This window comes from Hyphomicrobium sp., assembly GCF_019744875.1.
GTDB lineage: Bacteria > Pseudomonadota > Alphaproteobacteria > Rhizobiales > Hyphomicrobiaceae > Hyphomicrobium_C.
The window spans coordinates 127,339-140,664 of the sequence record NZ_JAIETU010000017.1 but is presented as its reverse complement, the minus strand read 5'-3'; the positions used below and the strand labels follow the sequence as shown (position 1 = coordinate 140,664).

General features: G+C 59.8%; 15 protein-coding genes. 7 read left to right on the top strand and 8 right to left on the bottom strand.

The features are described from left to right. Window positions 1–39 precede the first annotated feature (39 nt). The 3 genes from K2Y42_RS20345 to K2Y42_RS20335 all read right to left on the bottom strand — a co-directional run bounded on the left by K2Y42_RS20345 (window position 40) and on the right by K2Y42_RS20335 (window position 1,862). Window positions 40–405, bottom strand: a complete 366-nt coding sequence (locus K2Y42_RS20345) for a helix-turn-helix domain-containing protein (protein WP_291156343.1) — start codon at window positions 403–405, stop codon at window positions 40–42. 181 nt (window positions 406–586) lie between these two features. Beyond that, the gene (locus tag K2Y42_RS20340; protein ID WP_291156341.1) at window positions 587–1,426 is read right to left on the bottom strand and encodes a hypothetical protein; all 840 of its coding nucleotides are present in this window, start codon (window positions 1,424–1,426) and stop codon (window positions 587–589) included. 31 nt (window positions 1,427–1,457) lie between these two features. Continuing rightward, the gene (locus K2Y42_RS20335; RefSeq protein ID WP_291156338.1) at window positions 1,458–1,862 is read right to left on the bottom strand and encodes a hypothetical protein; all 405 of its coding nucleotides are present in this window, start codon (window positions 1,860–1,862) and stop codon (window positions 1,458–1,460) included. A 298-nt stretch (window positions 1,863–2,160) separates the two neighbouring features. Here K2Y42_RS20335 and K2Y42_RS20330 point away from each other — a divergent pair, with 298 nt between their 5' ends. Further along, window positions 2,161–2,772, top strand: coding sequence for a site-specific integrase (locus K2Y42_RS20330; RefSeq protein ID WP_291156399.1), 612 nt, complete (start codon window positions 2,161–2,163; stop codon window positions 2,770–2,772). A gap of 275 nt (window positions 2,773–3,047) precedes the next feature. Beyond that, window positions 3,048–3,950, top strand: a complete 903-nt coding sequence (locus K2Y42_RS20325; RefSeq protein WP_291156335.1) for a zincin-like metallopeptidase domain-containing protein — start codon at window positions 3,048–3,050, stop codon at window positions 3,948–3,950. Between the two features lie 21 nt (window positions 3,951–3,971). Here the strand turns inward: K2Y42_RS20325 and K2Y42_RS20320 are convergent, their stop codons facing one another. The 3 genes from K2Y42_RS20320 to K2Y42_RS20310 all read right to left on the bottom strand — a co-directional run bounded on the left by K2Y42_RS20320 (window position 3,972) and on the right by K2Y42_RS20310 (window position 7,611). Next, window positions 3,972–4,394, bottom strand: coding sequence for a hypothetical protein (locus K2Y42_RS20320; protein WP_291156333.1), 423 nt, complete (start codon window positions 4,392–4,394; stop codon window positions 3,972–3,974). A gap of 161 nt (window positions 4,395–4,555) precedes the next feature. Next, window positions 4,556–7,213 carry a tail fiber domain-containing protein gene (locus K2Y42_RS20315; RefSeq protein WP_291156331.1) on the bottom strand — a complete coding sequence of 886 codons (2,658 nt, stop codon included), beginning with the start codon at window positions 7,211–7,213 and terminating at the stop codon, window positions 4,556–4,558. A gap of 77 nt (window positions 7,214–7,290) precedes the next feature. Beyond that, window positions 7,291–7,611 (bottom strand): hypothetical protein, encoded by a 321-nt coding sequence (locus K2Y42_RS20310; protein WP_291156329.1) that lies wholly within the window; start codon window positions 7,609–7,611, stop codon window positions 7,291–7,293. A gap of 583 nt (window positions 7,612–8,194) precedes the next feature. Here K2Y42_RS20310 and K2Y42_RS20305 point away from each other — a divergent pair. The 3 genes from K2Y42_RS20305 to K2Y42_RS20295 all read left to right on the top strand — a co-directional run bounded on the left by K2Y42_RS20305 (window position 8,195) and on the right by K2Y42_RS20295 (window position 9,115). Next, window positions 8,195–8,416 carry a hypothetical protein gene (locus K2Y42_RS20305; protein WP_291156326.1) on the top strand — a complete coding sequence of 74 codons (222 nt, stop codon included), beginning with the start codon at window positions 8,195–8,197 and terminating at the stop codon, window positions 8,414–8,416. After that, window positions 8,413–8,574: a hypothetical protein gene (locus tag K2Y42_RS20300; protein WP_291156323.1), complete on the top strand. Its 162-nt coding sequence runs from the start codon at window positions 8,413–8,415 to the stop codon at window positions 8,572–8,574. Before K2Y42_RS20305 ends, K2Y42_RS20300 begins: the two co-directional genes overlap by 4 nt. A 328-nt stretch (window positions 8,575–8,902) precedes the next feature. Continuing rightward, window positions 8,903–9,115 (top strand): hypothetical protein, encoded by a 213-nt coding sequence (locus K2Y42_RS20295; RefSeq protein ID WP_291156319.1) that lies wholly within the window; start codon window positions 8,903–8,905, stop codon window positions 9,113–9,115. A 21-nt stretch (window positions 9,116–9,136) separates the two neighbouring features. Here the strand turns inward: K2Y42_RS20295 and K2Y42_RS20290 are convergent, their stop codons facing one another. Continuing rightward, window positions 9,137–9,775 carry a hypothetical protein gene (locus K2Y42_RS20290; RefSeq protein WP_291156318.1) on the bottom strand — a complete coding sequence of 213 codons (639 nt, stop codon included), beginning with the start codon at window positions 9,773–9,775 and terminating at the stop codon, window positions 9,137–9,139. Then, window positions 9,753–11,156, bottom strand: coding sequence for a type IV secretory system conjugative DNA transfer family protein (locus K2Y42_RS20285; protein WP_291156315.1), 1,404 nt, complete (start codon window positions 11,154–11,156; stop codon window positions 9,753–9,755). Before K2Y42_RS20285 ends, K2Y42_RS20290 begins: the two co-directional genes overlap by 23 nt. A gap of 424 nt (window positions 11,157–11,580) precedes the next feature. On the opposite strand from K2Y42_RS20285, the gene K2Y42_RS20280 reads away from it, so the two are divergent. Both K2Y42_RS20280 and K2Y42_RS20275 read left to right on the top strand, forming a co-directional pair. Then, the gene (locus tag K2Y42_RS20280) at window positions 11,581–11,988 is read left to right on the top strand and encodes a MobC family plasmid mobilization relaxosome protein (protein ID WP_291156312.1); all 408 of its coding nucleotides are present in this window, start codon (window positions 11,581–11,583) and stop codon (window positions 11,986–11,988) included. Next, entirely contained in the window at window positions 11,903–13,231 is a 1,329-nt protein-coding gene (locus K2Y42_RS20275) for a relaxase/mobilization nuclease domain-containing protein (RefSeq protein WP_291156309.1), read from the top strand. The genes K2Y42_RS20280 and K2Y42_RS20275 overlap by 86 nt, the downstream gene beginning before the upstream one ends. Window positions 13,232–13,326: the final 95 nt, after the last annotated feature.

Sequence of the window (13,326 nt, the reverse complement as noted above, 5' to 3'; positions counted from 1 at the left end):
TCGCAAAAGCTGGATACCAGCCTGCGGTCACCGCGGCGTTCAGGCAAGGCTTTCCGGGTGGTTGTCCATCATGCAACGCCGCTCCAATTCTCGTAAGAGCCGTGCGTGGGCGGGATCACTATCCGCAAGGCGCCGCATGGTCCTGTCGGCGAGCAGTACGGACGTATAGTCTTTGCCGCCGATCCTGCGGCCAACTTCCTGAGGTGTCTCACCTGATATCTTCAGCGCGAGGTGCAGTGCGACGTGGCGCGCAGGCAAGACACTGCGCGTTCGTCGCAATGACATAATGTCAGCAATCGAGACGTCGAAATGATCGCTGACAATTGCGAGCGTGGTGTCGATTGCGTCTGAAGCCGCCGGGCGCCGCGCTGCAAGTGCTGCCGGCGCAGGGATGATCGCAGCCACAGCGACGCTCCCGGCCAGGCGCATCAACATCCTGCGGCTTATGCCTATGCTCCCGCCCATGGCCCACTCCCGTTGCCGATCTTTGACTGCGAGAGTGGATCGCCGAACCGCATAAATTGAGGCATCCGGCAGGGCAAACCCACATTTGCGCATTTGATGGGTTTGCCCCCGCGCCGGGGCGTCAAAGCTTGGGAGGTGCACCACGCGTGCGTTCCTGCAATGACCGGATGTAGCCTTCCACATATGCAAAGTCCGCCGCGCCATAGGCCTTGATGCGCGCATTGTCGCCGAAACTGAAATTCAACGAGGATGCGTGATCACGCGAGATGCCGTGATTGGCTGCCAGCCTGAAGACGACGTCGCATTCCCCTTCCTGGTTGAGGTACCGGATGCCGTCGATGTTCTCCATCGCGTTCAGGGCAGGCGTGCACTCCAGCCGCGGCGGCTTACTGGGAATGAAGGACTGTCCATCGTTGAACTGATAGACGTAGGTCGTCGAGCCAATATTGCTCGCGACCTGCGGGTCTGCCTTGAACTTCGCCTTCAGCTGCGCAAGCACCTCCGAAATACGCGGCTGATCGGCCTCGCTGTAGTGTAGGAAGCGCTCCATGGCGACGACCTGGTTTCCGGACGAAGGAGCGCTCAGGTAAACTGTTATGGATTCCTCGATTGTGCGCTTGCCTGCACCGGGCATGCGCCGCTCCAGCCGCAGGCTGGCGACAAAACCGGCGGTCATGACTTGGGATGCGCCCGGAACCTGCATCTGGAAAATGCGCTCCATCTCCCGCACCGCTGGCTTCGCAGGTGTCTGCTGAATGCCCTCAGCCGCCAGCTTCTCCAGCTTGGCTTTGGCTTCCGCGTAACTATCGCCGAACTCGATGCCCAGCATGTCGGCGCGTTCTCGCGAAATATTCTGCCCCTTTGGCAGATCGATCGTCTGCTTCCATGTGATTTTCTGCTGTGCGTAGGACACGCCGGTCGCGGCCAGCAATAGCGCGACGGCCAGAGAAGCCCTGGACATTGGTTGGATTCCTTATGGGATGAGCCGCGTGCTACCAGCCGACATGCTTGTTGGCGTGACCCGGAGATTCGTAATTGCCGGGGAAGCAGCGCGAGACGCAGATTTGTGCGAGCGCGCCACTGGCGTCTCTCTGCCAATGCCATTGGGTCTCATAGGCGTTTGGCATCTGCTCCCTGACGACATCGACCGTCACAGGCTTCGTGACGAGCCTACGGCCCGCTTCATCCACCTGTTCGATCAGCAGTTCGTCTTCAGCCATATCGAAATGCCGATGCAGCAGGTTCACACCAAACCGATCAAGGCAGTCGAAGCTTGCGAGAACGTCCCGAACGGCATCGAGGCAGGCACGGTCACGGTCATTCAGCGGCGGCACATCATGGATATCGGGCAGATGATTCCACTGCGCGATTTCGGACGAGGATAGCGTGGCAGTCATTACGGCAACTCCCTGACAAGAGCGATCCGGTTGCGCCACGTCGCCGACAAGGGAACCGCATCGGCTCCCGGCATGTCCTCGGGGCCTTCATGCATCCGCAGAGCATTCAACGGAATTGCCTATTCTGTTGAATTGCAAGCGTGCGCCAAGTGATCGTTGATCCTGCGCAGGGTGCATGTTAGAGATCCGGTCGGTTGGTCACGCCAGAAGGCTTGGGAACTTGGCGTTCCGGACCGTTCAACAGAATAGGCAAGACTGTCGCACTTTCGTCGGCACGGCCGAGGGAAGGAGTGCGGTTATGCGTGTATCGGCTTCAACGAGCGGCGGCAGTCTGTACTCCGTTGCAGGCGCCCGAAAATATCTCACATCTTCCGAGAGAACCCGGTTCATCGAGCAGGCAATGCACTGCTCCAGAGCCGAACTGGCGAGCCTTTGCATCACCATCGCCTACACTGGCTGCCGGATATCCGAAGCGCTTGCGCTCACAAAGTCGTCGATTGACCCGATCGAAGGCGTCATCGCAATCCGGTGCAAGAAGAAGCGCGGGCGGATTGTGGTCCGGGAAGTTCCCGTGCCCAAAGATGTCGCCACTCTCATCATCAATACTCATGCCGCTGGTGCTTTGGGGCGAGGTCAACGTCTCTGGACTTGGTCGCGTTGCCGCGCCTGGCAGCTCATAAAGCTCGTCATGACACAGGCCGGCATCGGCGCCGGAATCCATGCCACGCCCAAGGGCTTGCGCCACGGGTTTGGGCTTCATGCCATTCGCAGTGGTGTGCCGCTCAATCTGGTGCAGCGCTGGCTCGGTCATGCCAACATGACGACGACCGCCATCTACCTTCAGGCCATCGGCAGCGAAGAGCGCGAGATCGCGCAACGCATGTGGTCATCCCCAGTGAACCAATCATAGCGTCGTTTCTGATCAGCATGCCCGCAGCCGCTGTCGTCGGTTGTCATCTTCCGTCCTGTCGCTGAGCACCGCCAAAGCGGTCTCTTCATGATGCCGAGGCTGCGCCGGCCCGCGCCCACTTCAAGGGCTTGCGCCCTCGGCTTTCGGCTTCGCCGGCCGCCTCGCCTCCCTCCTTGATCAGTCCGTCGGCTCGGTTCCGCGCCCGCTTGCTCCGTCGCCCTCGCCCGGCATCGAGACCGCCATTGGGGCGGGCTCACGAGCGAAGGACGACCATCATGCCCTCCCAACGTTCCGATGCACCGCGACGGGACATCCATGCCGAAATCACCAACGCACTGATTGATGCAGTTCTGGCAGATCCCGGTTCGCCCCGGATGCCGTGGCGGCGAACTGCCGGACCGCTCTATATGCCGAGCAATGCCCTCACCAGGAATGCCTATCGCGGCATCAATGTTGTGAGCCTGTGGGTGTCCGCCGAAGTCAGGGGCTATGCCACACCAATCTGGGCCACCTATCGCCAGTGGTCGGAGCTGGGCGCTCAGGTCCGCCAAGGCGAGCGCTCCACACTCGTCGTCTTCTACAAGGAGTACGAATCCGAGCCTGATCCCAGCAACGCCGACGATGACGGCAAGCGCCGCGTTGCGCGTGCGTCCTATGTCTTCAATGCCGACCAGGTGGATGGTTTCACGCTGCCGGTCGCGCCAAGGCTGCTTGGACCTATCGAGCGTCTTGAGGGTGTTGATCGGTTCGTAACCGCGACACGCGCCCGCGTTGAGCACGGCGGCGACCGCGCCTTCTATCGCCAAACGACCGACACCATCCATATGCCGGATGAAGGCCTCTTCTATGGCACCGATACGATGGATCGCAACGAGGCCTATTACGCTGTCCTGGCGCACGAGCTGACTCACTGGACCGGAGCGAAGCAGCGGCTTTCCCGCGATATGAGCCACCGCTTTGGCGAGAATGGCTATGCCGCGGAAGAACTCGTCGCCGAGATCGCCTCAGCATTCCTGTGCAGCGAGCTTGGTATCACGCAGGATACGCGTATCGACCACGCGCAGTACGTTGCCAATTGGCTTCAGCTCATGCAGGACGACAGCCGCGCCATCTTTGCTGCGGCTGCCAAAGCCTCAGAGGCTGTTGCATACCTGAAAAAGATGCAGCCACCCGGTTAGCGGGCGGTCGTAAATCACGACCTAGTTCACGATCGCAGGGCCGAGATTCAGGTGAGGGAAAATCCCTCTCACCCAGCAGGCCGCGTGGCCGCCAAACCTGGCCTCAAGCGTGGGCACGATATCTGCGATTGCTACAGCCTTGCGGTAGTTGACGCTTAGGGTAGTGATCTTGCCTGCATCCTCAATTGGAATGCGCTCATCAGCCACATCATGGATGAGTGCGTGCAGCGCCATTGCGGCGTCGCTCAAATCAGTCGAGGCGCCGGAGCTTTCCGCTTCTGTCCGCATCATCTGAAGAAGCGCTTTCCCGCTCCGCTTTGCCAGCCTCTCGCGCAGCTTGCGGGAAGCATCTGCCGCCCCACCGTCTGCGATGCATATCTGCTCAATGCAGCGGCCATTCTTGTTGAAATACTCACATAGCAGGAAATCGATACCAGAACTCACGCACGCTCCTTCGTTGGGGTTCGCGTTTTCAATGCCATACAACAGAGGGGCAACGCAAATTCTGATGAGGCAGAAGATTATGGGAAATTACAGGCAGCGAAGCGCAGCTGCGCGTGCGTCTTGAGGGCTAGTTATAGGCAAGCCAGACTTGCAGCTTTAACTCAGCGAGCGGCCTTCAAGGAATTGATCTCGCGGCGCAGATCTTCGAGTGCTGCGTCTTGACCGGCATCGTTATCATTGGCGGATTTTAGCTCTGCGCGCAGGTTGTCGTTGTCGGCTTTGAGCTCTTGAATTGATTTGATGAGGATTGGCGTGAGGTCGCCATACGCGATGCTCTTGGTGTGCATTTCGTCCTTGGCCGTTGACACGATCTCAGGAACGATTTCTTCCGCTTCTTGCGCGATAAGTCCGAGCTTGCGACCCTTCTGCCATTCCTCGCTCTGTTCCTTCCACGAAAAGGTCACCGGCCGTAGCCGCATGACAGCGTCCAGACCATAGGGAAGAGCACGTACATCGGTCTTCAGGCGCGCATCCGACGTGTTTACGTAAGCGCCCGCACCAGCAACCTGTCCGCCAACGTGCAAAGCGTAGCTTGGCGCCGTGCTGCCTAGGCCGATCGCCACGCTTCCGTTTATGCCGAGGTAAGCCCCATTCTCCAAGTAGAGGTCCAGCCTGTTCCCCCACGTTGGACCTGCATTGGCACCGTATCCCATGAACCCGATCCGCGAAGCGCCGCGGTACCATTGAATATAGGGGATCGATGTCGCTCCCGCTGCGCCCGCAAGAGTGACAAAGCCGTTTGTTCGGATGCCGCCATTCACATCGAGCTTCTCGGCCGGCCCCGTCGTCCCAATTCCGACATTGCCGTTGCTGGCGATAGCAAAGCGTTCCGCGCTTGCCGTATTGTCCCAGATCCTGAAGCGGCCATTCAAACCAGAGGCATTGTTCCCGGTTTGCAGGAACCATCCGCGGCCGCCTGTTCCAGCCGCTTCCAGGATCTGCCTTGCATCGGAATCGGAGCTGTAGACCCGGCCGCTGATCGTACCCGCACCCTGCACATCGAGTTTGTTGGCCGGGCTTGCTGTGCCGATGCCGACGTTGCCTGCAGAGTCGATTCGCATTCTTTCGGTAGTTGTGGTCGATCCGGTCGGCGTGGTTGCCAGAACCATGTAAGTCCCCTGCGCCGTGTCCGTGAAATTCTCTGCAGCAATCATCCGCAGATAGGCGCGGCTTGTGCTGGAATAGCCGGTCGCCCCGTAACCGCGACCGCCCAGCATGACAAGCTGATTGCCGCTAAGCGTGGCCGTCGGCGACGTTGGTGTGCCGTTGGATTGGCGGCCAACGAATGCCGCTCCGCCCGTTCCATCGACCATCAGGATCGTACTAACCCCGTTAAGATGAAGGAGCGAATCCGGCGTCGCCGTCCCGATGCCGAGACGGTTGTTCGCGTCGTCCCAGTGAAGGTTGGCGGCGTCGGCGGCGAGGTTGCTACCGGACTTGAACTGGATCGAACCATCGTTACCGGCGGGTGTCGCGCCGCCGCCGGAGCCGATTGCAGACCAGCCGCCGGACTTGCAGACCTGAAGATCGCCGCCATTAAAGCGCAGCGTGCCGAGCTTTACATCCGACACGCCGGGACAGGTTGCGGTGTCATCGCCGAGTTGGATGCCTCCCGCGACTTGCAGCACGGATTGGGGCGTCGTCGTCCCTATGCCGACGCTGCCGTTGCCATCGATGAGCATACGCAGACCAAGTATGTCGCCGTCCTTCTTGGTGTGAAACTCGATCACGCCGCCGCGGTCGCCGACGGTCGCGCCCGTAGAGCGCACGGCAATAGCCGCGACCCGTGTTTTTACATCGCTTGTGGGCGTGAAGTTCGGGTTCGAGAATTGGATAAGCCCGACAGTTGCTGGGTCCGTATCAGCCGATCCGCTGACAAGTTCCAGCACACCACCATCGCTGGCGCCCTTGATGCTAAGTGAAGTCCGCCCGGCTACCGCGCCGACTATTGGTGCAGTCGCCGTTCCGATGCCTACATTACCATCGGCTGTGACACGCAACCGCTCGGTGCCACCACCGGCGGGGTTGGTGCCTGTCGCAGCGGTGCTCAGCGTGACGTAAGTCCCTGCCGCCGTGTCCGTGAAATTCTCTGCGGCGTATATGTTCAAGCCGCCGTTCGGCGAGCTGAATTGAGTGTCGCCGTAGCCGCCGGCAAGGAACGAGGCCAGGCGATCTCCGGCCTGGACTGCTGAAGACGCGGCGATCGAGCCTCGCGCCCGGTAATTGCGGAAATTCGTTCCATCCGCGTCACTGTACTGTTTGTACACCCATCCGGCGTTCGCCTCGTCGACCAACGAGATGCGCGCTTCAGGCGTGACCGTCCCGATACCGATGCGCTTGTTGGTGTTGTCCCAGAACAGATTTGCGTCGCCACCAAATGCGCCTGCGTTGTTGAATTGGACATAGCCATCGGACGGCGCAGGCGAGGCAGCGCTGCCATCCGGCGCGCAGGCCCAGGCCGTGCCATCGTATTTCGCAATCTCGCCCGAGGCGCATGAGAGCGATGCGAGCGTGTCGTTGCCACTGCCCGATCCCACATCGACCCAGTTGGTGCCGTCGCATACCTTGAGCTTATCTGCGGTGTCGTCGTAGACCAGCATCCCTTCCTTGACCGTCGAAGTCAGAAGCGATCCGGATGCAGCTTGAACGCCATTGGACGCCAAGAAACTGACGACCATGTCGTCCGCATTGGCTGTGGGAGCAGTAGGGCAATCTGCCTGAGCATCGTTCGATGCGAACGCGAGAAGCACGATTGCCATGCACAGGGTCTGGGCGCCCGAGAGGACCTTACGGGGGCACCAACCGAGCGCCCAGACGCTGTGCACTTTTCTGCAATTCAACGACCCTCCTGGACGGAGGGTTTCGACATAATAAATCCTTTGGGAGCGTAGATCTGGCCATCAAACGGCAGCGAGCCGTTGGAAAGGGCGCTCACCCGGCTATCAAGTGCTGCCATGGCTACCAACAGGCACTCAAGAGCCTGGCGGTCAGCTGTGGGGCTGTCGGCATCCAACGCTCGTTCAGCCGTGGCAATCGCAGTGCCAATATCCGCACCGCATTTATCAGCCGGGGAATTGGGCGCGGCATGTGCAGATAGCGCGACTGCACTGAGTCCGATCAGAAAAGCGCAGGCAGTGAAACTCAATCTGATCGTCAATCGTCCCCCGTTACAGCCATAGCCACCAGTCGGCACATTGCACGAGGCTGGTGGCCGGGAGTTCGAAACCGCTAATCACTGAGAAACGGCGGCGACTTTTGGCCGCGAGGCTTGGACATATAACGCCGCCCCCCGGCCATAGACCGAGAAGCGACACATTTCCGGCTGTCCGCCGCAGTGATTAGGGGTTTCGAAGCCCCCGAGAAGGCAGAAGCCCGCTCATTGCTCAGTATACGGTGTATTGGTTCGTTTGGTCAACTCAGGCGGACCGCCCCGGAAAGCCGCGCTTTGACGCCACGCACAGCAAACTTGTGGCCGATCCGTCGCCGTCAGATGGACCGTTTTCTTCACGGGTCTCCGCATCTCAGTGATCAACCAAACGCTGAATGGCCTTTCGAGGATGGGGTCTAACCGGGCCCGGTCGCTATGGGTCAACGCGGCTCGCTTCCTGCGCTTACGCTCCGTGCAGCTCCGCCCCTCCGGCGCGCTTTGGCGCGGCGTTTGACCCGCTCCCCGGTCCCGGTTTTCACGTCCCCATCAAGGCCAAGCGCAGTGTTTGGCCAAAACCGAAATGGAGACAAACATGAGTGAAGAAAAACAATCCAAACGCCCGACACACGGCATCTATCAGGTCACAGGCGACGGCGAGAAAGCCCGCTGGCTCAAAATCGGCGCAGCCTGGATGCACAAGGATGGCAAGGGCTCCACGTTGATCCTCGATGTCCTGCCCCTGAGCAACAAGCTTCAGCTCCGCGAACTTCGCGAACGCGACGAAGCCGCTACCGATAACGGGGGTCAGTCATGACCCCCTCACGGCTCCGCCCCATCGCTTCCGACGCCTTCGAAGCGCTGATCGAAAACACCATCATCCGCTGCGAAGATCTCTATGACCTCGACGGCGAGACGCAGTTCCGGCGCCGCGGCGGCCAGATCGAAACCTTCGGACCGGAGGTCGGCCAATGATCCCATACCGGAAAATATTCGAAGTCGATTGTCGCACGACCAAGTCAATAGTTCTGACTGCGGAATCGGAAGAGCAAGCGCTCGAACTGGCAAAGAAGGCGTTGGAATCTTTACCGACACTCTTCATAACCTGGACCGATTGCGCTGTGTGGGAGGCCCGCGAAATATGAGCCATTCAACCACATCAGGAGCCCTGGCCGCGCAAGCGGCCAGGGCCATCGCGGACGGACCAAAGGGTTCTGGGAAGCCTCCGACCGAACATCATCCGCTCAACTGGCGCGGAATCACGATGCAGGTCATCTATAGGCCGCGTGCGTATGGAGGCGACATGCCCTACGATCATATCGAAGTGCAGACCGACGAGCATCGCCAGCCATTGCCCATCTCAGAGACCGGATATCGATCCTTATTTCTGCCGTCAGGCGAAGTTGAGAATTCTGGCGGCCCGGTCGTTTTCGTTACGCTCTGGCTGGATGCGAAGGCGCGGTCGAAGACATGGAAGGCCATCGAGAACGAGCGCAGACAGGGCCGGCTATTTTAGCCGACCCTTCATCGCTTCGGGTTATGGCGCGAGGCTAGAGCCGGAGGCAGAAGCCGTGCCTGATTGCCGGATAACTTCCTGCTCCAGTTCGCGAAGAAACTGCCGTCGGTCCCTTGCCGGATTTCTGGCCGCCTGCGCCCCGTTGATCGTCGCCATGCTCTCGCGCATATCGCGAAGGGCTTTCGTCAACTGCACGGCTACGCGGCGGGCGTCGACGGTCCGCAGCCTATGCCCGACGATGATCGTCTCGCCCTCCACAGTGTAGATGGCAACGCCCGCCCCTTCGCATTCACCCGTCACTTCGATCGAAGCGATTGCGTCCTGGTCGAACGGCAATTGCCGGGCGCCAAAGCGGTTGGGAAGGCCGTTTGACGATTTGATTGCGCCGTGCTGCCAGAACTCGATGACCCGCACATAATCCCATAGCCCTTCGAACAGCCCAATCGATAGCCACATGGCCAGCAGGTACGGCGAGGCGATCCAGAATCCATCGACGGTAAAGCGCAGCACGAACAGGCCGAACGATGCTGCTCCGGCCGTACCGATCAGAAAAAACACATAGAGCGGGATCTCCCGCCATTGATACCCGCTGACGTGAAGAGTGCCTTGCTCGTCGCGTACGCGGATGGGGTGGCCCCTAAGCCAGTTCAGAAAGTTCATGTGGCATCCTTTCCATATAAACAGGCGGCATTCCGGGCATCAGTACGAGCTGCCGGTTGGTCTCTCTGCTGAAGTTGCGGGTGATCTCGGTGGCATCGAGCAGACGGACGCTGCGCATGTTCTCGCGCAGCCCCGTATCGCCATGGCTCATGGCCTGACCCGAGAGCCGGACCGACTGCCGCTCCATCACTTGCGTCGAACCGAGCAGCTTCGACAGATGCTCGGTCGTGGTCACATCGGCGTTGCCGAATGACTGGATGATGCCAGCATTGCCGAGGAAGGTTTCCCAGCTCTTCGGATAGTGTGTCTGAAGCTGCGTGAAGTCCTGCAACACGCTCCACAGCTTGATCCCGAATCCGGCCATCAGGCCTGCTGCGGTCTCAATCGACCGCATGTGGCCAAGCGCCGGGAATTCTTCGAGGACGAACCAGACGGGCAGCTGACCCCGCGGCACTGGTGAGCGTTCCATGGCGGCGAGCGCTTGCTGAATGACGAGGCGCAGCCATCGGTAATGAGTGCCCATCCGCATGCCGGGCAGCACCAGATAGATGCTGACATTGCCCGCACTGAGTTCAGACAGCCGGAACTCGGACCGCCCGGTGATGTGGACCACATCGTCGAGCGGCGCGGTCTGCTCCTGCGCCGTTGAGAGGATGCCCTGCAGTTCCCGCCCGCCCGCTTCCAGCTTGCCGAGAAACGACCTGCCAATGTTGGAGACGATGCCGTTGAAAGCCATTGACTGCGTCATGGCCGTAAACAGCGCATCGAACTCTGCGGGGGTCGCGTTGAGCAGGTTCCGCACCTGCCGGATAGTCCCGCTGCCTTCTGGCGATGCCATCAGATGCAGCGCGAGCCCGCGAATGAGATTCTTCGCGCTATCGGTCCAGTGCGGGTCTTTGTTGTTCGAGATGATAAGGGCATCCGCCAGCTGCGCGGCGTCTGCCGCGATATGCTCAGGCCTCCCCTGTCCCAGCTCGTCGAACGGATTATGCGTGGCCGTTGCGTCTCCGGTCTCGCGGAAGGGGTCGAGGACGTAAACGCGCTGACCCATGCGCCTGCGGTGCGCAGCGGTTGCGCGCACCAGCTCACCCTTCGGGTCGAGCACCAGCACCGAACCCGGATACCGGATGAGATTTGGGATCAATACGGTCGACGACTTGCCTGCGCGTGTACCCGCAGCCGTTACGATGTGACGGTCGTCGTCCGGCCCTATCAGGCGGCCTTGATGTTGGCCAAGTAGAACGCGGCCAGGTTGCCAGTCCCAACTGCGTGGCAGTTCCCAGGGATGGCCCCACCGCGCTGATGCGCTCGATTCATGCCGCCCTGCGATACCTGATCCGCGTGGAGGAAAGCACCCATCTATGCGCGACGCTTGTTTCATGAATGTCCGGCTCCGAATTTATTCGCCGGACATTTTTGTTTGAATAAATCGGATATGTAAACGTGAGGGCAAATTCGATAATGAAGAATTATGTTCCGCAATATTCTCTGATGTTCACATTCGAAAGTTGGAAAAATAAAAAGTTTCTGGGAGTAGTTTCGTGCAGCTTGATTTACGCGAATTGGGTGCCCTTATAAGTTGAAAGGCGTGGGGGAGCGAGATGTGGATTTGATATCGATATTACGGCTTACGCCGATATCGATATCAAATCCCACTCGCCGGGGAGAGTGCTCCGCACTCCCCTGGACCCCTCCGGTCAGGCCGCGCATTCCGCACGGCCCGAACCCTAACCCAATGAGGCGTTGACGTGCCGCGACGCAGGACACACGCGAAGGCTACGCGCAACCGTATGGTCTGCATCCGCATGACTGACGAGGACTACGCACTGCGCGTCAGCCAGGCCCGAGAGCTGGGGCTGACCATATCGGGTCTCTGCGAACGGCTGGTGCTGGAGGGCAAGGTCGATATGGGCTCCCGCCCTGCTTACCGGGCAATGGACCCGGTTGTGTTCGCCGAGCTTCGCCGCATCGGCAACAACATCAACCAGATCGCTCATGCCACGAATAGCAACCTGCCGACCGACGTTATGTATTCCTGGAAGAGCATGAACCAGCTGCTCAGCACGCTCCTGACCGACGAAATCCTTTCCCAGAAAATCGCAGCCCTCAGAACGAGGCCAACCAGCAATGATCCCCCGCCTCCACAAACGCGGGACGTCTTTCAAAGGAGCGTGCAGCTACATCCTGCACGACGCGGGCAAGAAAACCCGTGACCGCGTTCTTTGGAATGACACCTGCAACGTCGTCTCGCAGCCAACGGACGCGTGGTTCGAGATGTTTGCCGTGGCGAGGGACCAGGCACTGCTGAAGGCGCAGGCCGGCAAGGATGCGCGGGGCCGGAAGAATACCAAGCCCGTCCTGCATTATTCGCTCTCCTGGGCGATCGGAGAGAACCCAACACCGGAACACATGCACGAAACTGCGCTCTCTAGCCTGAAGGCTCTGGGCTTAAGCGGGCATCAGGCGCTCATGGCCGCGCATAGCGACAAGGATCATCTGCATGTTCATATCGTGGTCAATACAATCAACCCCGAGACTGGCCTCACCGCCCCCCTCAAATACACCAAGGAACGCCTCTCCCGTTGGGCCGAGGCCTATGAGCGTGAACACGGCATCCATTGTCAGGAGCGGATCAGGAACAACGCGGAACGTGAGCAAGCAGCCAAAGCGCGGGACGGTTCAGCCTTGTTGATGCTGGGCGGCTTGCAGGGGGATCAGGCCAAGCCGCCCTATGTCCGGGTCAAGCACATGGCACCCAACCGGAAGCAGTGGTTTGCGCAGAAAGACCTCAAGGCGCGCATGTCCCGACTCCGCGCCGAGATGGATCTAACGCTCAAGGCCGAGCGCGCTGTGCTTTGGGATAAGCATGAAAAGGCGCGGGCCGTCCTTGATGAAAATTCAACCGCAGCGGCTGAGAATGCACGCGCTTATGTGCAGGCGCGATTCAAGCCGAACTGGCGCGAACTCTACCGGGCGCAGAAGAACGAGCTGAAACATGTCGACCGCGGCAACATCTTCGAGCGTGCGGTGTTTGTGTTCGGACAGCGCGAGCGTCTGGGCAGCGGGAAGACGCTAACGCCACGCCAGATGCTTTCTCTCATTCTCCATCCGGGCAAGCTCATGGACAGGCTGGACGTCGCCCATCAGCGGGAGCGCCGCAGCCTCGCGCAAATCGAGAAGGCCGAAACCCGGATTTACACGGACCGCATCTGGACCCAGCACCAGGCCAAGTTCGATCGCCTCAAAACGGAACAGGCGCAGGAACGTCAGGCCATCCGCGATGAGCACTTTACCCGTACCCGCGGCATCACCCTGCAGCACGCTAAGGCGTCGCTGATGACAGAATTGCAAGCTGGGGCCGCTAATGCGAATGCACCCTCAGCCGAGCAGCTAAAGGCCTCCATGGCTGAATGGCGCAAGCGCAACGAGGGGCGTGATTTTGGACGAGAGATGTAAATATTAGGCCCTAGCCTAATATCATCTGCATAAAATTAGGTTGTAGCCTAATATCAAATATGCGATATTAGGCCATGACCTAATATAAACGCTAG

What these genes read in the sequence shown, in the direction of transcription:
- K2Y42_RS20340 (WP_291156341.1), bottom strand. Translation starts at nt 1,426, where the DNA reads ATGTCCAGGGCTTCTCTGGCCGTCGCGCTATTGCTGGCCGCGACCGGC.
- K2Y42_RS20335 (WP_291156338.1), bottom strand. Translation starts at nt 1,862, where the DNA reads ATGACTGCCACGCTATCCTCGTCCGAAATCGCGCAGTGGAATCATCTG.
- K2Y42_RS20330 (WP_291156399.1), top strand. Translation starts at nt 2,161, where the DNA reads ATGCGTGTATCGGCTTCAACGAGCGGCGGCAGTCTGTACTCCGTTGCA.
- K2Y42_RS20325 (WP_291156335.1), top strand. Translation starts at nt 3,048, where the DNA reads ATGCCCTCCCAACGTTCCGATGCACCGCGACGGGACATCCATGCCGAA.
- K2Y42_RS20315 (WP_291156331.1), bottom strand. Translation starts at nt 7,213, where the DNA reads ATGGCAATCGTGCTTCTCGCGTTCGCATCGAACGATGCTCAGGCAGAT.
- K2Y42_RS20305 (WP_291156326.1), top strand. Translation starts at nt 8,195, where the DNA reads ATGAGTGAAGAAAAACAATCCAAACGCCCGACACACGGCATCTATCAG.
- K2Y42_RS20300 (WP_291156323.1), top strand. Translation starts at nt 8,413, where the DNA reads ATGACCCCCTCACGGCTCCGCCCCATCGCTTCCGACGCCTTCGAAGCG.
- K2Y42_RS20295 (WP_291156319.1), top strand. Translation starts at nt 8,903, where the DNA reads ATGCCCTACGATCATATCGAAGTGCAGACCGACGAGCATCGCCAGCCA.
- K2Y42_RS20290 (WP_291156318.1), bottom strand. Translation starts at nt 9,775, where the DNA reads ATGAACTTTCTGAACTGGCTTAGGGGCCACCCCATCCGCGTACGCGAC.
- K2Y42_RS20285 (WP_291156315.1), bottom strand. Translation starts at nt 11,156, where the DNA reads ATGAAACAAGCGTCGCGCATAGATGGGTGCTTTCCTCCACGCGGATCA.
- K2Y42_RS20280 (WP_291156312.1), top strand. Translation starts at nt 11,581, where the DNA reads ATGACTGACGAGGACTACGCACTGCGCGTCAGCCAGGCCCGAGAGCTG.
- K2Y42_RS20275 (WP_291156309.1), top strand. Translation starts at nt 11,903, where the DNA reads ATGATCCCCCGCCTCCACAAACGCGGGACGTCTTTCAAAGGAGCGTGC.